General features: G+C 66.7%; 19 protein-coding genes. 4 read left to right on the forward strand and 15 right to left on the reverse strand.

The genetic code is table 11. The features are described from left to right. Window positions 1-3: 3 nt before the first annotated feature. From AB0L63_RS06915 to AB0L63_RS06935, 5 genes are all read right to left on the reverse strand, one after another. A complete protein-coding gene (locus AB0L63_RS06915) occupies window positions 4-912 on the reverse strand; it encodes a TAXI family TRAP transporter solute-binding subunit (RefSeq protein WP_364495815.1) in 909 nt (302 codons plus the stop codon). Continuing rightward, window positions 909-2333, reverse strand: coding sequence for a HAMP domain-containing sensor histidine kinase (locus AB0L63_RS06920; RefSeq protein WP_364495818.1), 1425 nt, complete (start codon window positions 2331-2333; stop codon window positions 909-911). The genes AB0L63_RS06915 and AB0L63_RS06920 overlap by 4 nt, the downstream gene beginning before the upstream one ends. Before the next feature lie 293 nt (window positions 2334-2626). Then, window positions 2627-3286: a response regulator transcription factor gene (locus AB0L63_RS06925; protein WP_364495821.1), complete on the reverse strand. Its 660-nt coding sequence runs from the start codon at window positions 3284-3286 to the stop codon at window positions 2627-2629. Window positions 3287-3332: 46 nt separating this feature from the next. Further along, window positions 3333-4742 carry an MFS transporter gene (locus AB0L63_RS06930; protein ID WP_364495823.1) on the reverse strand — a complete coding sequence of 470 codons (1410 nt, stop codon included), beginning with the start codon at window positions 4740-4742 and terminating at the stop codon, window positions 3333-3335. Between the two features lie 260 nt (window positions 4743-5002). Further along, window positions 5003-5821 (reverse strand): LLM class F420-dependent oxidoreductase, encoded by an 819-nt coding sequence (locus tag AB0L63_RS06935; RefSeq protein WP_364496857.1) that lies wholly within the window; start codon window positions 5819-5821, stop codon window positions 5003-5005. Between the two features lie 178 nt (window positions 5822-5999). On the opposite strand from AB0L63_RS06935, the gene AB0L63_RS06940 reads away from it, so the two are divergent. After that, the gene (locus AB0L63_RS06940) at window positions 6000-6443 is read left to right on the forward strand and encodes an Hsp20/alpha crystallin family protein (RefSeq protein ID WP_364496860.1); all 444 of its coding nucleotides are present in this window, start codon (window positions 6000-6002) and stop codon (window positions 6441-6443) included. 69 nt (window positions 6444-6512) lie between these two features. On the opposite strand, the gene truA is transcribed toward AB0L63_RS06940, so the two are convergent. The 8 genes from truA to infA form a co-directional block, all read right to left on the reverse strand. Then, complete coding sequence (gene truA, locus AB0L63_RS06945; protein ID WP_364495826.1) at window positions 6513-7487, reverse strand: tRNA pseudouridine(38-40) synthase TruA; 975 nt, start codon at window positions 7485-7487, stop codon at window positions 6513-6515. Between the two features lie 299 nt (window positions 7488-7786). Then, window positions 7787-8314 (reverse strand): 50S ribosomal protein L17, encoded by a 528-nt coding sequence (rplQ, locus tag AB0L63_RS06950; RefSeq protein WP_364495829.1) that lies wholly within the window; start codon window positions 8312-8314, stop codon window positions 7787-7789. 126 nt (window positions 8315-8440) lie between these two features. After that, entirely contained in the window at window positions 8441-9499 is a 1059-nt protein-coding gene (locus AB0L63_RS06955) for a DNA-directed RNA polymerase subunit alpha (protein ID WP_364495831.1), read from the reverse strand. 185 nt (window positions 9500-9684) lie between these two features. Further along, a complete protein-coding gene (rpsD, locus tag AB0L63_RS06960; protein WP_364495834.1) occupies window positions 9685-10290 on the reverse strand; it encodes a 30S ribosomal protein S4 in 606 nt (201 codons plus the stop codon). A 20-nt stretch (window positions 10291-10310) separates the two neighbouring features. Continuing rightward, on the reverse strand, window positions 10311-10724 hold the full coding sequence (gene rpsK, locus AB0L63_RS06965; RefSeq protein WP_364495837.1) for a 30S ribosomal protein S11: 414 nt from the start codon (window positions 10722-10724) through the stop codon (window positions 10311-10313). A 10-nt stretch (window positions 10725-10734) separates the two neighbouring features. After that, window positions 10735-11106 carry a 30S ribosomal protein S13 gene (gene rpsM / locus AB0L63_RS06970; protein WP_364495840.1) on the reverse strand — a complete coding sequence of 124 codons (372 nt, stop codon included), beginning with the start codon at window positions 11104-11106 and terminating at the stop codon, window positions 10735-10737. 175 nt (window positions 11107-11281) lie between these two features. After that, window positions 11282-11395 carry a 50S ribosomal protein L36 gene (gene rpmJ, locus AB0L63_RS06975; RefSeq protein ID WP_040686659.1) on the reverse strand — a complete coding sequence of 38 codons (114 nt, stop codon included), beginning with the start codon at window positions 11393-11395 and terminating at the stop codon, window positions 11282-11284. A 136-nt stretch (window positions 11396-11531) separates the two neighbouring features. Next, window positions 11532-11753, reverse strand: coding sequence for a translation initiation factor IF-1 (gene infA, locus AB0L63_RS06980; RefSeq protein ID WP_003418601.1), 222 nt, complete (start codon window positions 11751-11753; stop codon window positions 11532-11534). Window positions 11754-16323: 4570 nt separating this feature from the next. Here infA and AB0L63_RS06985 point away from each other — a divergent pair. Next, complete coding sequence (locus tag AB0L63_RS06985) at window positions 16324-17619, forward strand: AAA family ATPase (RefSeq protein ID WP_364495843.1); 1296 nt, start codon at window positions 16324-16326, stop codon at window positions 17617-17619. 275 nt (window positions 17620-17894) lie between these two features. Here AB0L63_RS06985 and AB0L63_RS06990 read toward each other — a convergent pair whose 3' ends face one another. Next, window positions 17895-18869: a helix-turn-helix domain-containing protein gene (locus AB0L63_RS06990; RefSeq protein WP_364495845.1), complete on the reverse strand. Its 975-nt coding sequence runs from the start codon at window positions 18867-18869 to the stop codon at window positions 17895-17897. Between the two features lie 100 nt (window positions 18870-18969). Here AB0L63_RS06990 and AB0L63_RS06995 point away from each other — a divergent pair, with 100 nt between their 5' ends. Next, window positions 18970-19401 (forward strand): VOC family protein, encoded by a 432-nt coding sequence (locus AB0L63_RS06995; protein ID WP_364495848.1) that lies wholly within the window; start codon window positions 18970-18972, stop codon window positions 19399-19401. A 139-nt stretch (window positions 19402-19540) separates the two neighbouring features. After that, the gene (locus AB0L63_RS07000) at window positions 19541-19891 is read left to right on the forward strand and encodes a hypothetical protein (RefSeq protein WP_364495851.1); all 351 of its coding nucleotides are present in this window, start codon (window positions 19541-19543) and stop codon (window positions 19889-19891) included. An 84-nt stretch (window positions 19892-19975) separates the two neighbouring features. Here the strand turns inward: AB0L63_RS07000 and AB0L63_RS07005 are convergent, their stop codons facing one another. Beyond that, the gene (locus tag AB0L63_RS07005; RefSeq protein ID WP_364495854.1) at window positions 19976-20476 is read right to left on the reverse strand and encodes a DUF4254 domain-containing protein; all 501 of its coding nucleotides are present in this window, start codon (window positions 20474-20476) and stop codon (window positions 19976-19978) included. Between the last annotated feature and the right edge of the window lie 36 nt (window positions 20477-20512).

Below are 20512 nucleotides of genomic sequence, written 5' to 3' on the forward strand. Positions count from 1 at the left end.
CGCTCAACCGTGTCGCCGTCGGTACACCGCCGCCGCACCCGGATGCAACGGGATGGAATCGGTTCCGATGAGCGAGCGGGTATCGAGGAACTGGGTGCCCGCCGCCTCGGCGGGCACCAGCCTGTCCGCATAGGAAACCAGCAGATCGACGATCGCCCCGGCCGCGGCATCGGACATGGTCGGGGCGGCAAGCAGCAGATTCGCGACGCCGACCGTGCGGACCGAACGCCCGCTGGCATAGGCGTCAGCGGGAATCTCGACCAAATCGTAGAGATGTCCGAAGCGTTCCCGCATCGGCGCGGCCAACTCGCCGAGTTCCACCAGCCGCAACCGCTGCGGCACATCGAGTGCGTCGGTCGGCACACCGCCGGCCCATAGCAGCGCGTCCAGCTCACCGGATTCCACACCCGCCACCGCATCGCGCAGTGGTCGATGCGAAACATCCACATCCGAAACGGGATTCACCCCCGCTGCCCAGAGCAGCCGCTCACCGGTCACCGCCGCGCCGGATCCCGCGGCCCCCAGATTGACTCGGGTCCCGCGCAAATCGGTGACCTGCTGAATCGGCGCGTCCGACCGCACGACCAACTGCAGATAGTTCTCGTAGACCCGACCGAGCGCCACCATCGGAGCCCGCTCACTCTGCACCGAATCCGCCAGCGTCAGCGCGGCATCCACCTGGCCGTTCGCCAACATCGCCAGATTCTCCTGGGACCCGCTCGTCGTCACCGGATCGATCCGGACCGTCCCCACCTCCGCGGCCACCGTCGCGAGCAGTTCCGCGAATGCTTGATAGAAGCCGCCGACCTCGCCCGAGGCCACTCGCACCCGCTCCGGGCTGCCACCACAGCCAACGGCACCGGCCGCGACACCGAAGACGGTGAGCGCCAGGAACTTCCGCCGCCGCATCATGACCGCACCGCCTGCGGCAGCCGAATCTGGATCGCGAGACCGTGTGGCTGCACGGGGCGCACGGACAAAGTGCCCCCACGCGCCTGGGCCAATGCCGCCGCGATCGGTAGGCCGAGCCCCGAACCGCCGGACGAAGCACCGGAACCGCGGAAGAACCGGGTGGTCAGCTTATCGATCTCCGCGGGCTCGACACCGGAGCCATTGTCACAGACGGTCACCGTCACCCAGCCCGGTTCGGCATCCACCACGATCACGGTTTTCGTGTCGGGTCCGGCATAGCTGCACGAATTGCTCAGCGGCACATCGAGAATCTGGGCGAGTGCATCGGCGGAGACCGCGGTGTCGGCCTCGGCCACCTGCGATTGCACCCGCAAGTCCTGCCCAGCATTCTCGTAGGCGGAGTACCAGGCGTCGACCCGATCGGCAGCCACTTGTACCGCGTCGCAATAGTTTTCGGGGTCGGATGAGGTGCGCGCGGCCTCGAAGGCGGCAGGCGTCTCCGCGACCGCCAAACTCAGCAGGCCATCGAGCAGTGCGGTCAGCCGTTCGACCTCCGCACCCGCGCCACGGAAGGTGGCCACCGCGCTCTCCGGAATGCCGGACTCCAGCGAGTCGAGACGAATCATCAAGGCGGCGAGAGGATTTCGCATGGCATGCGCGGTATCGGCGACAAGCTGACGTTGCGCATCCGCGGAATCGGCGACGGCCAATGCCATGGCATCGAAGGATTCCGCGACCGCCCGCATCTCCGGCGGCCCGCCGTGATGGCGCGCGATCGAGACATGCGCGGCGGCCTCGGCGCGCGGCTTCGGCAGGGTCGCGGTCAATTCGGCGACCGCCTGTGACAGTGCCGCCAGCGGACGCAGCACCCAGCGCGCCAGACTCAGCGCCAGCATGGTGAATACCACCATGGCCAGGACCGCTCCGACCGCGATCACCGCCCAGGCACGGGCGATATCACGCCGGGCGGGGGCGGTGGATGCCTCGATCACCACCGCGCCGTTGACCTGCACCCCGGTACCGACGGGCCGGGCGATCAGCACCGTCGGGCCACTCCACGGGGTCAGCCGATAGACCGGCTGGGGCCGCTGATTGCGGCGTGCCGCGGCAACGGCGGCCGCGACGGGGTCGGCGGTCGCGTCCACACCCGCATTCACCGTCCGTGCGCCGCGGGCATCGACCACAAGCACATTTTCCCCGTAGAGATCGTGATAGCGCTCGGCCTCGTCGGCCAATGCCCGGCTGTCCCCCTCGGCCACCGCGGCATTGGCGAGGCTGGCGAACCGGTCGGCATCGCCGGAGCGATCGGCCACGAATTCCTTGGTGCGGCTGGTCGCGAAGGTCAGCGAGAGCGGTACCGCGAAGGCGAATACCGCAATCGCAGCGAATACCGTCAGCGCGACGAGTAGTCGTCTGCGCATGCCGGGGCTCCGCTCCTGTTACAGCGTGTCTGGAACCATTTCGGCACTTCCAGACACCATCCTTCTCGGATGTCCTCCGTGCGCATCACGAGACCGCGCACCTCGGTTTCCGCTTCATCCGGGCTGGTTTCACCCGCACCAGCGCCGTCGGCGTCCACGGACATTGGTTGCCAGAGCTCGCGCTTCGGCTCCCGGACTCGCGACACTGGTCGGTGCCCCGGATAGACGGCAGTCTGCCACAGGGCACCGGCAATGTTCTCAGACGCCCTCTGGTGTCCGTCGGACCGGCACGATCACTGGCCCCAGCGATAACCGTAGCCGCGAATCGTCGTGATCAGCCCAGGTCGGTCCAATTTCGCGCGGAGTCCGGTCATGTGCACATCCAGTGAGCGCGATACCGCGACGAACGCATCACCCCAGATCCGATCCATCAACTGCTGGCGGCTGACCGCGGCACCGGGCCGCTCCACCAGTGCCTCGACCAATTCGAATTCCTTCTGGGTCAATGCGATCGGCCGCCCGGCCACCTCGACCACCCGGGCCGCAAGATCGACCCGCACATCCCCGGTGACCACCTCGGCCCGCTCCGGTTGCGATCCGGCGGCCGCGCGCCGCACCACATTCTCCAGCCGGGCCATCAATTCCGCGATCCGCGGCGGCTTCACCAAATAGTCGTCGGCGCCGCCGCGCAGTCCGCGCACGATCGAGCGTTCGTCGCTGCGCGCGGTCAGGATCAGCACCGGCACGGAGCTCACCTCGCGCAGTTGGCGCAGCACCTGCAGACCGTCACCATCGGGCAATCCGAGATCCAGGATGACCGCGTCATAACCGCGGTGCGCAGTGAGCAGATCGGCGCCGCGACGCTTGCGGTCGGCCTGATAACCGCGGGCGTTGAGCGCCTCTACCAGCGCATCGCCTACACCGTCATCGTCCTCGACCACCGCAAGCCGCACACGCCGATCCTCGCACAGCAGTGGAGCGACGTGTGCGGTCGGGCCGTCAGGGTCGAGCGGCCGCGCGGACACGGCCCGTCCCGGTGGCCGAGGTATTCGCCTTGGCGAGCGAGATTTCGTCCGCGGCAGCGGTGTCGGCGTCGATGGCGGATCCGGTCGAGGTCTCCCGCATGAACCAGTAGGTCAGCAGCGAGATTCCGATGCACCCGGCGACGTACCAGAAATACAGCGATTCATGGTTCGCCTGCTTCAGCGACAGCGCGATGGTTTCGGCCGTACCGCCGAAGATCGCGACGGTCAGCGCATACGGCAGGCCGACGCCGAGCGCGCGGATCTTGGTCGGGAACAGCTCGGCCTTCACAATGGCATTGATCGAGGTGTAGCCGGTGATGATGACCAGAGCGCCCATCATCAGCGCCCAGGCGGCGATCGGATTCTTGGTATGCGCGAGCACAGTCATGATCGGCACGGTGAACAAGGTGCCCGCGACGCCGAAGAAGATCAGCAGCTTACGGCGTCCGACGCGGTCGGACAGTGCGCCGGCCAGCGGCTGCAGCACCACGAAGACCAGCAGCGCGATGAAGTTGATCCACGAGACCGTCGACTTCGAGATGCCGGAGGTATTGATCATGAATTTCTGCATGTACGTCGTGTAGGTGTAGAACGCGACGGTGCCGCCGAGCGTCAGCCCGATCACCAGCAGACATTCCCGCGGGTACTGCAGCAGCATCCGCAGCGAACCGCGGGCGGGCTGTTTCGCATCGGCGCTCCTCGCGGCCGGAGCACGCTCGGCCTCGACCTCGGCTTCGAAGTGCTCGGATTCGTCCATGCTGCGCCGCAGCCACATCACGATCAGCGCGGCTGCCGCACCGATGACGAACGGAATGCGCCAGCCCCAGTTGTTCATCTGCGCATTGTTCAGGAACTGCTGCAGGATGATCTGCACGCCGAGCGCCACCAACTGGCCCGCGACCAGCGTGACGTACTGGAAACTCGAATAGAATCCGCGCTTACCCGTAGAGGCCACCTCGGACAAATACGTTGCGCTGGTCGCGTATTCGCCACCGACCGAAAGGCCCTGCAATAATCGGGCCAGCAAAAGCAGTACCGGCGCGGCGATTCCGATCGTCTGGTATCCGGGCGTGACCGCGATCAGCAGCGAACCCGCCGCCATCACGGTCACCGACAGGGTCAGCGCCGAGCGGCGTCCGAACCTGTCGGCGTAGCGGCCGAGCGCCCAACCGCCGAGTGGCCGCATGAGGAAGCCGACCGCGAAAACCGCGGCGGTGGATAGCAATTGCGCGGTCGAATCGCCCTTCGGAAAGAACGATTTCGCGAAATACACGCTGAATGCGGCATAGACATACCAGTCGTACCACTCGACGAGATTGCCGATGGATCCGCGCAATACATTCGCGACCACCCGGCGCTCGCTGACAGGTTGTGTCGTAGTCACAAGATCTCCTTCTTCGACGCGGCCTTGCGCCGGTCGGAGATCAGTGTGTGCGCAGTCACAGCACAGATGGAAGCGCAGGGCGCCCTTTCTAACGCTGTCTTAGGACGATTGCCGTCGGTTGCGGCCGGAGCCTCGCGAACGAATCGGGGAAACCGATGTTCATCCCGTCCGGAACCGACGCCCGGCGTCCGCTCGACCCGCTTCAACAGTCCCTACCAGGCGATCGGCCGATAACTCGGGCCGATTCCGCCCGCGCAGCACTATTTCGCAAGCAGTGGCGCCAGCGTGCGCAAAGTGGCGGATTCGTCGGCGAGGACTTGGAGCACGATGTGATCGGCGCCTGCGGTCCGGTGTTCCGAGAGCCGATCCACGATCGAATCCGCGTCGCCGTGGGCTACCAGGGCGTCGATGAGACGGTCGCTGCCGGGTTTGGTCAGGTCGTCGTCGGTGAAGCCGAGGCGGCGGAGGTTGCTGACGTAGTTCTGCAGGTCGAGGTAGGACTCGACCCGTGGGCGGGCGGTGGCGCGGGCCCGGGCCGGGTCTTCGTCCAGGACCACCTTGTGTTCGGTGGCCAGCAACACACCCTCGCCGAGCACGGCGCGGGCGCGGGCGGTGTGTTCGGGAGTGACGAGATAGGGCAGCGCGCCGGCGGACCGCTCCGCCGCCAGCCGCAGCACGCGCGGACCGAGGGCGGCGAGGGCGCGGCACTCCTTGGGGACACCCGCGGTATCCAGTTCATCGAAGTATTCGACCAGCGCGTCGTATGGCTTGCGGTACTCGCCCTGGTGTTCGGGGTGGCCCGCACCTACGCCGAGCAGGAATCGGCGAGGAAAGCGCGCGTCGATCCGGTGGAATGACTCCGCGACCTGCTTCGCCGGCGCCGTCCAGATGTTCACGATGCTGGTCGCCACGGTGATCGAGTCCGTCGCTTCGAGCAGCGGCTCGATTTCGGGCAGGTCGGCGGGCGGTGACGCGCCGAGCCATAGCGTGCCGTAGCCGAGTTGTTCCAGCTCCTGCGCGTCCTCCGAGGTGAACCCCTGGTGACCACGCCAGACACCGAACCGTCCGAGGTCTTCCATCACCATGTCTCTAGCCAACCTCGCTGGCACCGTTCGTATTCCGACCTGGGAATCGGGGTCGAAAACCTGAACACAACGGGTTAGCACTCTCAATCTCAGAGTGCTAGCTTGGATAGTGCACAGCTTCCGGCGCCTGTCGCCGCGGCAGGCGTCCTCTAGTGAAATGGAGGTGATTGCTGTGCTCCGGTTCGATCCATTCCATGACATCGACACCGTTGCCCGCCAACTGCTCGGCGAATCCGTCGGGACGTCTCGCGCGCCACGATTCATGCCGATGGATCTGTTCAAGACAGGCGATCATTACGTACTCAACGCCGACCTGCCTGGTGTTGACCCGGGCTCGGTGGATGTGAGCGTCGACAACGGCACCCTCACCCTGCGCGCGCAGCGCAGCCTGCCGAGTGATGAAGGTGTCCAATGGATTGCGTCCGAGCGCTTCGCCGGCACCTATATGCGCCAGCTCAGCCTCGGCGACAATGTCGATGCCGAAAACATCAGCGCAACCTACAACAACGGCGTGCTCTCGGTCACGCTTCCGATCGCCGAGAAGGCCAAGCCGCGCCGCATCGAAATCTCCGGTTCCAGCCAGCCGCGGACGATCGAGGCGGGTTCGTCCGGCTAGATCGGTGGGGTCATGCTCCCGCACCGCCCCGCGCCCGCCGATTCACGGTGCGGGAGCGCCCAAGGAAGATCAGTCGCCGCAGCAGCCTTCGGTTGGGACAGTGCGCATTTCGCGGGTTTGGGCATTGCGCTCGGCAAGGCCGGCATCGTCCGGATAGTCGACGGCGATGAGACTCAGACCGTGCGCGGGCGCCACGGTGACCGAGCTCGAGCGCTCGGTTTCATGCAAAAGCGCGGCGACCCAGTCGGGTGTGCGGCGCCCCTCCCCCACCGCGAGCACCGCACCCACGAGGCTGCGCACCATGGACCAGCAGAACGCATCCGCGCTGACGTAGGCGGTGAGCAGATCACCTTCGCCCTGAGCAGAGCCTGCGAAGCGACCAGAGGACACGACCCAATCGAAGCGCTGGAGTTCACGCACGGTGGTCGCACCATCGCGGCGGCGACAGAATGCGGCAAAGTTATGCAGGCCCAATAACTTTCGCGATGCTTCGCGCATAGCCTCGAGATCGACGTCGTGGCGACAGGCGACAACACTGCGAGCCTGCAGCGGTTCGGCCCCATAGGGTGCAGTGGTCAGCCGGTACGCATAGTGGCGGCGGATCGCCGAGAAGCGTGCGTCGAATTCGGGCGGCGCGACGCGAATATCCTTGATCCGCACATCTTTCGGGAGAAACCGGGCCATGCGATGGATGAGCTTGGTCGCATCCGGTTCGGCGCCGATATCGAAATGCGCGACCTGTCCCTCGGCATGCACACCGGCATCGGTGCGGCCCGCGACGGTCAGTTGGATCGGCTCGCGGAACACCTTGCTCAGCGATTCTTCCAACACGCCCTGCACCGTGCGCAGACCAGGCTGTCGCGCCCAGCCGATGAAATCGGTTCCGTCATAACTGATATCAAGCCGCACCCGGACCGAGTCGGCATCGGACTCCACCCGCGCATCGGCTGCGGCGACCCACCGGACGCCCGGCGAATCCGCCGGCGCGGACTCGCTCGACGCCATCGACAGCACGGCCGAATCCACCGAATCCTCGTCGGTCACAGCTGCGCCTCGCTAACGCTCGGCCCCGCCGCGACCGGCGGTGCTGTGTTTTCGGTTCCCTCGCTGCGCTCGGTCACAGCTGCGCCTCGCTAACGCTCGGCTCCACCGCGACCGGCGGTGCTGTGCCTTTGGTTCCCTCGCTGCGCTCGGTCACGTGCGATCTCCTAGTCGATACGAACGCGCGGTGCGGCCGGAACCACATACCACACGAAACCCGATGTCAGCGTTGCGGTCTCGGATACGAACGAGCCCGCCGACCCACAGGGGGCGGCGGGCTCGTTCGAACTCCAACGCGAACGTCAGGCGTCCTTCTTGTCCTCAGCGGCCTCGTCGGCAGCGGGAGCCTCGGCCTCGACGGTCTCGGCGACGGCCTCTTCGGCCTTCTCCTCGACCACGGTCTCGGCGACGGGCGCCTCGACCTTCTTGGACGCGGCAACGCGACGGGCGCGATCGGCCTCATTGGTCACGGTCTTCTCCCGGACCAGCTCGATGACCGCCATCGGCGCATTGTCACCCTTGCGGGGCAGCGTCTTGATGATGCGGGTGTAACCACCCTCGCGGCCCTCGAACGACGGACCGATCGAGGCGAAGAGCTCGTGGACGACGTCCTTGTTGCGGATGACCTTGAGCACCTCGCGTCGGTCGGCCAGGGTGCCGGCCTTTGCCTTGGTGACCAGCTTTTCGGCGTAGGGGCGCAGCGCCTTGGCCTTGGCCTCGGTGGTCGTGATCCGACCGTGCTCGAAGAGCGCCGTGGCCAGATTGGCGAAGATCGCCTTCTGGTGCGACGCCGACCCGCCGAAGCGGGCACCCTTCTTGGGCTTGGGCATTGTTTGTTCTCCTGTGTCTAATTGCGGCGCTCCCGGCGCCCTGCATGGTCACGCTCCGCTACCGCCTCCGGGCGCGTCGCTCGCGCCGCGGGTGTGAGGCCGGGCCGGGGTGCCTACCCCGGCGGCCTAGAGCTGTTCGGTCTCGGCGTAGTCCTGCTCGCCACCATCGGTGTCGCTGAACGTGCCGCTGTCGCTCCACGTTCCGGTGCTCGCGTCGTAACCCACCACAGACGAAGGATCGAACGTAGCCGGGCTGTCCTTCAGCGAGAGGCCGAGCGCATGCAGCTTGACCTTGACCTCGTCGATGGACTTCTGGCCGAAGTTGCGGATGTCCAGCAGATCCGATTCGGTGCGGGCGACGAGCTCGCCGACCGTGTGCACGCCCTCGCGCTTGAGGCAGTTGTAGGACCGGACGGTGAGATCCAGATCCTCGATCGGCAGACCGAACGAGGCGATGTGATCCGCCTCGGCCGGCGAGGGGCCGATCTCGATGCCTTCGGCTTCGACATTGAGCTCACGGGCCAGACCGAAGAGCTCGACCAGGGTTTTGCCCGCGGAGGCGAGCGCATCCCGGGCGGTGATGGAGTTCTTGGTCTCCACGTCCAGGATCAGACGGTCGAAGTCGGTGCGCTGCTCGACACGGGTGGCCTCCACCTTGTAGGTCACCTTGAGCACCGGCGAGTAGATCGAATCCACCGGGATCCGGCCGATTTCCGCGCCGGACGCCTTGTTCTGCACCGCCGGGACATAACCGCGACCGCGCTCGACGACGAGCTCGATCTCCAGCTTGCCCTTGTCGTTCAGGGTAGCGATGTGCATATCCGGGTTGTGCACGACAACACCGGCAGGCGGCACGATGTCACCCGCGGTGACGGTGCCCGGGCCCTGCTTGCGCACGTACATCGTGACCGGCTCGTCCTCCTCCGAGGACACGACCAGACCCTTGAGGTTCAGGATGATGTCGGTGACATCCTCCTTCACACCGGGAACGGTGGTGAACTCGTGCAGGACACCGTCGATGCGGATGCTCGTAACCGCGGCCCCCGGAATCGAGGACAGCAGGGTACGCCGCAGCGAGTTGCCGAGGGTGTAACCGAAGCCCGGCTCGAGCGGTTCGATGGTGAACTTCGAGCGGTTCTCGGCGACGACCTCTTCGGTCAGCGTCGGACGCTGTGAAATCAGCATTAGGATCATCCTCCTGTACGGGCGCCCACTATTTGACGCCCACGTCTTAGGGGTTGTGCGTGATCGACTGACCTTTTCGAGCGACCTGTCAGCGGTCGCTACGGCCGGTGGAGACGATCACGCACCAGCAGCGAAGCTGCGCGTGCATGCCGCCCAGGGTATCCCGAGGACGGCTCGCCGAAGGACTACTTCGAGTAGTACTCGACGATCAGCTGTTCCTGCAGCGGCACATCGATCTGGGCGCGCTCGGGGAGCTGGTGCACCAGGACCCGCAGCCGGCCCGGGATCACCTGCAGCCAGCCCGGAACCGGGCGGTCGCCGATGGTCTCGCGCGCGACCTGGAAAGGCAGCGTGCCGAGCGACTTCTGCTTGACATCGATGATGTCGTACTGGGTCACCTGGAAGCTGGGGACGTTCACGGCCCGGTTGTTCACCAGGAAGTGGCCGTGGCTGACCAGCTGGCGAGCCTGCCGACGGGTGCGCGCAAGACCGGCGCGGTACACGACGTTGTCGAGGCGGGTCTCGAGCAGACGGAGCAGGTTGTCACCGGTCTTGCCCTTGAGGCGGTTGGCCTCTTCGTAGTACCGGCGGAACTGCTTCTCCATGACGCCGTAGGAGAAGCGCGCCTTCTGCTTCTCCTGCAGCTGGAGCAGGTACTCGCTCTCCTTGATCCGCGCGCGGCCGTGCTGGCCGGGCGGATACGGACGACGCTCGAACGCCTGGTCGCCGCCGACGAGGTCAACGCGCAGACGACGCGACTTACGGGTGATGGGGCCTGTGTAACGAGCCATTTTTCGTTATTCCTTTCCCGCTAGACGCGACGCCGCTTGGGCGGACGGCAGCCGTTGTGCGGCTGCGGGGTGACATCGGAGATCGTGCCGACTTCCAGGCCAGCGGCCTGCAGCGAACGGATCGCGGTCTCGCGGCCCGAACCCGGTCCCTTGACGAAGACGTCGACCTTCTTGACGCCGTTCTCCTGCGCCTTGCGGGCAGCGTTCTCGGCGGCGAGCTGCGCGGCGAACGGGGTCGACTTGCGCGAACCCTTGAAGCCGACGTGGCCCGAGGACGCCCACGAGATGACGTTTCCGGACGGGTCGGTGATCGACACGATCGTGTTGTTGAACGTGCTCTTGATGTGCGCGTGGCCGTGCGGGACGTTCTTCTTTTCCCGGCGACGCGCTTTCTGGGTCTTCTTGGGGCCGGAGGCCCGACTCTTCGGAGGCATCCTTTATCCCCTACTTCTTCTTGCCTGCGACGGTGCGCTTCGGACCCTTGCGGGTGCGCGCGTTGGTCTTGGTGCGCTGGCCACGCACGGGCAGGCCACGGCGGTGACGCAGACCCTGGTAGCAGCCGATCTCGATCTTGCGCCGAATGTCGGCCTGCACCTCGCGGCGCAGGTCACCTTCGACCTTGAGGGCCGAGCCCTCGATGTAGTCACGCAGCTGCGTGACCTGCTCGTCGCTGAGGTCCTTCGACCGCAGGTCCGGGCTGACGCCCGTCGCCGCGAGGATCTCGTTGGCGCGGGTACGGCCGATGCCGTAGATGTAGGTCAGCGCGATCTCCATGCGCTTTTCACGCGGAAGATCGACGCCCATGAGACGTGCCATGTGGCAGGTTCCTTAATCGTTGCGGAGGTCTGCTCCCTGTCCGTCCCCTCGTCTTGGTGGGGCCCCGGCCTCCGGTCCGGGGGTGCGCGGGCGCAGTGTGTGCCCGCTGGCGCTGGGAGGTCTTCTTCAGTTGGCCAAGCCGATCAGTGATCGGTGCCCGGCTGGTGCCGCGAACTCAGCCCTGACGCTGCTTGTGGCGCAGGTTCTCGCAGATCACCATGACCCGACCGTGACGACGGATCACCTTGCACTTCTCGCAGATCTTCTTGACGCTCGGCTGAACCTTCACGTCCGTCCAATCTTGTTCGGTTCACACGGGTGTGAACACAGTTTTTCCCCAGCCGGAAGACTGGGGAGATCTTTGCCGCCGCGCTGGGCGGCGAGCCAGGTGAATCAATTCGGCGAGCAGAACTCACCCACCCGATTCACTTGTAGCGGTAAACGATGCGGCCACGCGACAGGTCGTAGGGCGAAAGCTCGACGACCACACGGTCCTCAGGAAGGATGCGAATGTAGTGCTGCCGCATCTTTCCGCTGATGTGCGCGAGAACCTTGTGCCCGTTCTCGAGCTCGATCCGGAACATCGCATTGGGCAGCGGCTCGACAACTCGACCCTCGACCTCGATGGCCCCGTCTTTCTTCGCCATGTCCTCCGCGATCCCGGTTTACGCTCAAACCTGGTTTGATTGCCTTGTATCTGATTCCATGTAACCCATCGGGCGACCGATCGGCGGCATGCAAGCAGTCGGCGCGTAGGTGCACCGCCGACCAAGCTTACCGGTTCGATCGCGGGCAGGCCAATTCACCCTGGTAACAGATGGAGCGAACGTCTATTGTTGCGCACTCGGTGCGCATGCGGCGGGTGCCCGGACCCGCAGTTGCAGCCTAGCCATGGTGCCCGGGGCTGCGGTGATGCCCCGCGTTGGAGTCGTGGTCGTCGCGCCAGCGGAAAGGCACCGTCGGTGATGAGATCGGAAGTCGGCCGCTGATCGACGTCGAGATTTTGTCGTCATCCACCACGACCGAGCACGAGCACGTTGGCGACGGCCAGTCCGGCATTCCCCGCTTGCCGCGCGCAGATGCTCGACCGCTCGGCGCAGACAGCCGACGGCACACCCGTCGCGGCGACCTCCCGCGCTGGCTCGCATGGCGATGGCTCGTCAACAGATCGCATGGGATGTGGTGGAGCGCGTTCGTCACTCTGACAGGAATGCGTCGGGGAACGTCGCCGAAGGGTTCTGCTCGCCGGATATAGCGGCCCCCCTTCGCCGGGGGACATCCGATCTGGCCGCGCTCACCCGACACTTGACGATGCCCGCCGGAATCGTGGGGTCGAGGTCGCGGTAGGGCAACCGCGGTGCGGCGCAATAATGTTGCGGCAGTGGCGGGTTGGTGTCCCTCAACATTGATCTGCCGACCACGCTGGGCGGGCGACGCGACTTGGACGCGCCTTCGCGCCGCCGGTCGGCACCTACGGGGTAGTCGGCCGCCACAGATCAGGATCGAGACGGAACCTCAGTGGCGAAGCAGACGCGCGGCAATCGGCCGCGCAGAGTGATCGCGGTCATACATCACGGCACCTCTCGGCGTGCGTATCGAGAGGCGTGTCGGGCCCGATAGGTTCCGCGAAAGGGGTTTGAAAGCCGGTCATTCCGGCGTACTCCCCACCCGTGATGGGGCAGAGTCGTCGCGTAAACTGACCTCGAGCCCAGGAATAAAGGTCGAGCAGATCAAGGGGGACGTGTGAGCCGTAATAACGACGGCCTCCCCATGCTGCCCCCGTGGCTATCCGAGAGCGATGTCACCGGCGGCTACGAAGCGCCCGTACAGAACCTGCCACCCGACGACCTCATCGATGAAGCGCCTTCGCGGCGTGGACGTTCCAAGCGCGCGCCGGAGACGGAGCGTCCCGAGCCCGCGCGCCGGGACAAGCGCCGGTTCGGTCGCCGCAAAAGTAAGGACGAGTCCGAGGAGCAGCGCCCCGGTTCGACGGGACGTGAATTGTCCGGGCCCGGTTTCGAACTACACAGCGGACCAGGTGGTTTCCAGGGCCCAAACGCCTTTCGCGGACCCGAACCCCAGCACAGCCCAGAACCCCAGCGCGACCCAGAACCTCAGCGCGGCCCTGAGCCAGGGGATCCACACCGACAGGGTCCACCGCAGCACGACTCGAGTCCCCATGCGCGTCCGGATGGGGACTCGCAGGGTGCGCCGCGCCCGGAAAACGGCTGGCAAGGCGGCACCCCGCTGCCGACCCGCAATCCGCGCCAGCCCTCCGCGGGCTTCGATCCGCTCGGCAGTAGCAAGCCGCCGACGTCACCGTCGCAACCGCTGGTGTCGCCCCACCTTTCCGGCTCTCAGCAGCCCGCTGCCAACTACCAGCAACCGGGCGCTACCCAAACGTCTCCGGCCCAGCCGCTCGGCGCTACGCAATCACCTGCTGTCCAGCAGCCAGGTACGGGCCAACCGACCACCGCCGCAGAGCCGCCCGCGTCCGTCGGGGAGACGGCGCGCTACCAGTCGTCGCGCCCCGACCTGCCGCCGCCACCGAACCAGGCTGCCGCACAACCGTATTCGCCTGCCGTACCGCCGCAGCCGCCGACGAGCGAGCGGCCCGGCATGCCACCGTCCGGCTACTTCGACGCCCCGCCGCCATGGCTCGATACGCCACGCACCGAACAAGGCCAACCGTCCCCCTACGCGGCTGGCATGGACCCGCACACCCTCGCGGCCTCGGCACCCGACCAGCCCGGACCGACTTCGACCGAAAACCGCTCGGACAACGGCCAACTCACGCCACCGGCACGGCTCGACGAACCACACGCGCCGACCTCGCCCGGCATCGACGCACCGTCGGCACGGCTCGACGAACCACACGCGCCGACCTCGCCCGGCATCGACGCACCGTCGGCACGGCTCGACGAACCGCACGCACGCGGTATCGATGGCCCGCCGACTCACCTCGACGAACCACATCCACCCGGCCTACGGGGAATCGACGGCCCGCCTTCGCGACTCGACGAACCCCGCCCACAGGTCTCTCCTGACATCGACGGACCGCCCACACGAAGCGATGAACCGCGCCAGCACGACCCGCACGGGATCGACAGTCCATCTTCACCACTAGACGCGGGGCGTAAGGACAGCTCGGGGGGCCCGGGACTCGATGAGTCGAGCCGGGCCGGCTCGGACGGCGGCGATGGCCGGGCGGAGCCGTTGGACGAGGCGCGTCCGCTGGGCTCGCAAGGTGACGATGGCCCGCCGCCTTGGCTTGCGCCGCCGCGGCCGGCATCGGATCAGATTGCGGCGCAAGGGACTGCCCGGACCGGGCAGCGGCCTGAGTTGCCGCCGCCACCAGGGGAATTCGATACCTCGTCGGTGGGCTCCGATGCCCCCTCGGCTGCTGGCGTAGCGGGGGACTCCGGCTCGGCAGCCGAGACGGCGACCGATGAACCGGGTCCGGTAGGTCGCACGGATCAGGATGACTCGGCGCGAACTCTCGGTGCCGAGCAGGACGTGAAAGACACCGTGGGTTCCGCCGTAGGCGCGGGACCGGGCGATCGTGCGGAATCCCGCGGTGCGACACCGATATTCGATTCCGCGACGGTTGATCCGACCCGATCATCGGGCGGCTCCGCACGGGTGCCCGACACCGCCTCCTTGGAGTACGGACCCGTACCACGGGATCGCGCCCAGGATTCTGCCGTCGGCCCTTCTGCGGGCGAATCGCCTTCGGGCGCAACATCATCCGCGAGCACTGGGGTGGCGCACGACTACGGTCAGTACGGCCGGGGGACACAAACCGCCGACGACCCGGCCTCCGGGCAGATGCCCAGCCCGGGGACCGCACCCCAGAGCCAGGGTGGCCAGTTCAGTCGCCCCGCGTCCGTACCACAGGCACCCGGTAACGACTTCCAGCGTCCTCCGTCGGCACCACACACCGGCGGCGACTTCCAGCGACCGTCCTTCGCGCAGCAGGAAGCGGACCTCCAAGGGCATACCGGCGCCGGGGAGCCGGAGCCCGGGCGGCCGCAACACGATAGCGGTTCGGCGACGCGCGGATGGGGCACCGGCCCGAATCCGGCGGTTCCGGGTTCGGAGGGACCCCAGGCATCGGGCGATGAGCCGGGACCTCTGGGTGCGGGACCGCAGGGAACCGCGACCGAATCCCCACAGCCAACCGAGACTACGGTGCAGTCGGGTTCCGATGCGGCGCAACGGGTACGTGGGTTGGCCACGCCCGGTTGGACCGCGCACCCGGTGCCCGGAACGACGGGCGTATCGATGCCCGTCGGTGGACGGCATCGGTTGCCAACGGAGATCGACACGGCCGAAGGGTCGAGTGGCTCCGGCGATGCTGCCGCGCGGGCGACCGATACTGCCGGCGATCAGCAAGTTCCGACCGGTGAGCAATCGGCACCGCATGGGCCCGGCGATCGAGGAAGCGCGACCGGAGCAGCGCAATCCGCAGTAGCCGACGGGCAGAGCGGCGACCGCAATGCGCCCGGGTACGCGCCGCCCGAAGCGGGACCGCAAGCCTCGGGCACCGACCAACCGAATGGTCAGTGGCACGACGGAACTGGGTATGCACAGCCGTCCACCGGGCAAGCACCCAGCAGTTATCCGGCCGCGCCGTGGTCGACCGGCCCCGGGTACGGGCAACCGTCCACCGCGCAAGCACCGGTCGGCGATCAGCCAGGCTCAGCGCCGCGGAGCGGACCCGAGGCTGCGGGGCAAGTGCCTGGTGGCGATCACGCACCGTGGCACAGTGGCTCCGCGCCTACGGGGCAAGCACCCGGCGATCCAGCATCATGGCAAGGCGGACCTGCCAGCGCTGACCAGGCACCGTCGCAGAGCGGGCCCATAGGGCGCGCACTCGGCGGTGACCAAGCGCCACGGCAAAGCCCAACCGGCCCAATGGGACAAGCTCCAGGCGGCGACCACGCATCATGGCAAAGCGGACCCGCGCCCACGGGCCAACCACCCGGAAGCGACCAGACGCCAAGCCAGAGCGGACCCAGCCCCACCGGGCAAGTCGCCGGCGGCGACCACACGCCATGGCAGAGCGGACCCGGGCCCGCCGGGCAACCAGTTGCCGGGGATCACGGCCCGTGGCAGGGCGGCCCTGCGGCTGCGGGGCAGGCACCGCGGCAAGGCGAACCCGGACCAACGGGCCACGCCCCCGGCGGCGACCGAGCGCAAGGTGCGGCCGGACCCATGGGGCAAGCAGTTGGCGACCAGGCACCATGGCAAGGCGGCCCGGGACATACCGGCCAAGCGCCCGTTGGCGATCACGCAGCACGGCAAGGCGCGCCCGGATATGGCCAGCCACACATCGGGCGGGCGCCGGAGGGTGAGCAGTGGCAGAATCCGGCGGCGTGGGCCGCGGGACAGCAGTCGCCGACGGGTGCGCAGCCGGACCAATGGCAGCAGGGGCACGCACCGATGGGACAGCAAGGGCCCGTTGGTGATCCGGCTGGCTTCGGCCAACCACCCGCTGGGCCGCAGGGGCCAGGATATGGGCCGTCCGGGTATCAACAGGGTGCCCAGCATCAGTCTGGAACTGGACAGCATCCGCACGGACCGCAGCCCTCACTCGATGACGTGCCGTTGCGGCGTGCGAAGAAGTCGCCGAGCAGTGGGTGGCGCAAGGCCGTGCACCATGTGTCCGGCGGCGCGATCAATCCCGGAATGTCCGCGGAGGAGTTGCGGCTGCAGGAATTGGTCGCGCGGATCCGCCAGCCGGTGCGCGGCGACTATCGGATTGCGGTGCTCTCGCTCAAGGGTGGTGTCGGAAAGACCACCACGACGATGGGTCTCGGATCGATCTTCGCCTCCATCCGCGGTGACCGGGTGATCGCGGTCGATGCCAATCCGGACTTCGGCACACTGTCGCAGCGGGTGCCGTTGCAGACTCGCTCCACCGTGCGTGATCTCCTGCTCGATCCCGCGATCCAGCGCTATTCGGATGTGCGCAGGCATACCTCGCAGGGCACCAGCCGCTTGGAAGTGCTTGCCAGCGAACGGGATCCGGCGGCATCGGAGGCATTCAACGACGAGGAATACCGCGCGGTCGCCCGCATCCTGCAGCGGTTCTACAACATCATCCTGACCGACTGCGGTACCGGACTGATGCATTCGGCCATGGGCGGCGTGCTCGACCTCGCGCATTCGCTGGTGCTGATCTCCTCGGCCGCGATCGATGGTGCGCGCAGTGCGGCGGCGACGCTGGACTGGTTGTCCCTGCACGGCCACGACCATCTGGTCCGCAATGCGGTCGTGGTGATCAACCTGCCGCGTGAGGGTTCCCCGAATGTCGGCATCCAGCAGTTGCGCGAATACTTCCTGTCGCGCTGCCGCGCCGTGCACATCATCCCGTACGACTCGCACCTGTCCGAGGGCGCCGAGATCGATCTGCACCGCCTGCACAAAACCACCAAGCGCGCGTACGTCGAACTCGCCGCGACTGTTGCCGACGAATTCGGCATCGATCACCGCCGCGACCGAGCCTGACCAGCAGTGGGCGCGGCGCTAGCGTGTTCGCGGCTTTCCTGATGCGTCTCGTGCCCACGCCATAGCGACTCGGCTGAGTCCGATGGCCGCCACGGCATCTGGTCGCCCGCCGGGCGCATCCCGTCGGCGTGGGTCCGGCCTGCCACGTGCCTGATCGCTGCCGAGCGCTTGCCCAGTAGATCCGGGTCCGCGCCTCCACACGGACATGGGACTGGCCGCGAACGCCGGTCGAAACACGCGCTTGGTTGTGGTCACAGACGCCGTAATCATGCGTTTCACCAAGATAATCGGGACGCGCGCACCTCCGCGATGGATCGTCCGCGACGGCGGCGGAACAGTGCGCGCAGGGTGCCCGCGTTCAGGTAGCCGACCTTGACCGCTATCGCGTCGACGGTCAGGGTCGTGGTGCGCAGTAGCTGGGTGGCGCGTTCCAGCCGGACCTCGTGCACGAAATCCCTTGGCGACATTCCGATTTCGGCTTGAGTGGCGCGCTGCAGGGTGCGTTCGGTCACGCCGAGCCGATGCGCCGCGGCGGCGATGCGGAACTGCTCGGCGATATGGTCGCGCACCCAGCGCTCGAATGCGGCGACCAGGGAGTCATTTCGGGCGAGCACCTCGGGAATCGCAGAGTCGCTCTGTGTTCGGCGATCGCCGACCACCAGATATCGGGAGGTCAACTCGGCCAGGGTCGGACTCTGCGTGGCGATCAGCGAGAGCGCGAGGTCGATATGCGAGAGCGTGGCTGCCGCGGTGGTGAGCCGATCGGCCCGGCACAGGATTCGGCTCTCGTCCAGGTCGATGCGCGGATATCGGCGCCGAAAGGCCGGGCCGAGCCACCAACTCGTCGTCGCCACCGCACCGTCCAGCACACCAGCCTCGGCCAGATAGAAAGTGCCGGTGCAGGCCGCGGCGAGATGGGCGCCGGATGCATAGGCGCGCGTCATCAATTGCAGCACCGGCCGATTCGCGGGTGCGGACACCAAGCCGATCAGACCGTCCGCATCCAGGACGCCCGAGGCCGGAACGACGACCAGGCCGATGTCATCGGCCAGTTCGGTCATCGGTGTCGTCTGCACGTGGAAACCGTGCGCCGTGCGCACTTGTTCGCCGTCGGCGACGATGTGCAACCGCCATGGATCGGGCGCCGACTCGAGCTCCGCGCGCCGTGCGTTCGCGGTGGCGAAGGTCTCCAGTACGGCGGAGAGTCCGAGATCGGCGACGCCGTCCTGCACAAAGACCGCAACATCCATGTCGTAAACAGTACTGAATATGTCGTTTCCGACACTCGGAACCGTGGATAAAGCGGCTTACTGTTCATACTGCTTACCCGGCCTGCCCTACGGAGTTCACATGACGATCGTCGAAACCACCGGTATCCACCACATCCGCCTGACCGTGACCGATATCGACCGCTCCAAGGCGTTCTATCGCGACGTGCTCGGTTTCGAGATCGCGGTGGAATCGCCGGGTCGGCCCGAGGATCCGCACGTGCGCACCGATCCGGCCCAGTTCTACGGCGGCGTCGTATTCCACACGAACGGAATACTGTTCGGATTACGCCCGGTGGCCGATCCGAGCGACAAATTCGATTCCGACCGCGTCGGGCTGGACCATCTCAGCTTCGCCGTGCCCTCGATCGACGATCTGACCCGTACCGCCGCCCGGTTGGCCGAGGCCGGAGTCGAACACGGCAAGGTCACCCCGCTGGCGGCACTCGGCATCGCGATCCTGTCCTTCAGCGATCCCGACGGCATCCACCTCGAGCTCACCGCACCGTTGTGAACGCGCCTGCGCACTGTAGTAACGCGACGTTCCGTCGGCATCCCACTCTGGCGCATACGTATACCGGCTCGGCACTGCCTAGCACCAGCGAACTATTGTGCGCGCCGAGCGGAAAACAGGTCCGCGGACATGTCTGCCGATGGTCGCACGATCTGGTCCGGTTGTACCGCATCACACGCGAGTATCCCGAGCAAGCGGCCGTAATCGACTGTTTCCGAACGGAATTGGTTGCCAATATCAACGCCTGGCAACCGAGCACCTGACGCTGCGTACCGTCAACCGTCGCGACGCCGAACTCGGCGACATCATCGATCGCATCGCGGCCGCGGCCGACCGCGCCTTTCACCTGCTGATGACCGTTGATCTGACCGGCGAACACATGCACGTGGCGTCGACGCGACTGGCCGAGTTACGGATCGCCTACGGCGACTTGGTCCGCGAGGCCGAAGAAGGGCGCTGGTGCCTCTCGCCCAACACCCGACGCCGGTGAGCTGACCACGCGCACCGCTTTCGGAATCAGCAAGGGGCCGTGGCTACCTGGTAAGGCGCAACGGCCCCTCGTCAACCCGGGTCGTCACCACTCCGGGAGTCGCCGCCGCCCCGCAAGCACATCGCGCACCAAATCGTCGTAGGCATCGGCCAATTCGGCCAGATGATGCCACGCGCCGTGCAACTGCTCGTCGTGGGCATCCAGGGTCATCAACGCGTGGTGCGCGCGGACCGAGGATTCCGCGATCCGGTCGATGACCGAGCCGACGGTTTCGGTGTGTAGTGTCGCGCCGAGCCGGTGCTGCGGCACGCTGCGTGCCACCCAGTCGTCGATCGCCATCACCAATTCGCTTCTGCGACGCTCGATTTCGAGGATCGTCGCCGGATCGGTCGATATCGATCCGCCGCGACCGACGAGCCGTCTCTCATGCAGAATCGCAAGGTCACGGGCGAACCAGAGCAGCGGACCACCGACAACTCGGTGACCACGACACGCCCGAACAAGTAGATCCGAGGTTGGAACCAGTCCGGAATTCAGGGACTGCACCGTCGAATCGACACACCGCAGTGTGCCTGGAAGAGCCATCACAACCGTAGATGAATCCGAACCTGCCACGTTGCC

The sequence above is a fragment of the Nocardia sp. NPDC051990 genome (assembly GCF_040680755.1).
Lineage (GTDB): Bacteria > Actinomycetota > Actinomycetes > Mycobacteriales > Mycobacteriaceae > Nocardia.

Bases quoted from the DNA above. Each gene is read 5' to 3' on its own strand.
- AB0L63_RS06915 (WP_364495815.1), bottom strand. From the start codon at position 912: ATGATGCGGCGGCGGAAGTTCCTGGCGCTCACCGTCTTCGGTGTCGCG.
- AB0L63_RS06920 (WP_364495818.1), bottom strand. From the start codon at position 2,333: ATGCGCAGACGACTACTCGTCGCGCTGACGGTATTCGCTGCGATTGCG.
- AB0L63_RS06935 (WP_364496857.1), bottom strand. From the start codon at position 5,821: ATGGAAGACCTCGGACGGTTCGGTGTCTGGCGTGGTCACCAGGGGTTC.
- rplQ (WP_364495829.1), bottom strand. From the start codon at position 8,314: ATGCCCAAGCCCAAGAAGGGTGCCCGCTTCGGCGGGTCGGCGTCGCAC.
- AB0L63_RS06955 (WP_364495831.1), bottom strand. From the start codon at position 9,499: ATGCTGATTTCACAGCGTCCGACGCTGACCGAAGAGGTCGTCGCCGAG.
- rpsD (WP_364495834.1), bottom strand. From the start codon at position 10,290: ATGGCTCGTTACACAGGCCCCATCACCCGTAAGTCGCGTCGTCTGCGC.
- rpsK (WP_364495837.1), bottom strand. From the start codon at position 10,724: ATGCCTCCGAAGAGTCGGGCCTCCGGCCCCAAGAAGACCCAGAAAGCG.
- rpsM (WP_364495840.1), bottom strand. From the start codon at position 11,106: ATGGCACGTCTCATGGGCGTCGATCTTCCGCGTGAAAAGCGCATGGAG.
- infA (WP_003418601.1), bottom strand. From the start codon at position 11,753: ATGGCGAAGAAAGACGGGGCCATCGAGGTCGAGGGTCGAGTTGTCGAG.
- AB0L63_RS06985 (WP_364495843.1), top strand. From the start codon at position 16,324: ATGGGGCAAGCAGTTGGCGACCAGGCACCATGGCAAGGCGGCCCGGGA.
- AB0L63_RS06990 (WP_364495845.1), bottom strand. From the start codon at position 18,869: ATGGATGTTGCGGTCTTTGTGCAGGACGGCGTCGCCGATCTCGGACTC.
- AB0L63_RS06995 (WP_364495848.1), top strand. From the start codon at position 18,970: ATGACGATCGTCGAAACCACCGGTATCCACCACATCCGCCTGACCGTG.
- AB0L63_RS07000 (WP_364495851.1), top strand. From the start codon at position 19,541: ATGGTCGCACGATCTGGTCCGGTTGTACCGCATCACACGCGAGTATCC.
- AB0L63_RS07005 (WP_364495854.1), bottom strand. From the start codon at position 20,476: ATGGCTCTTCCAGGCACACTGCGGTGTGTCGATTCGACGGTGCAGTCC.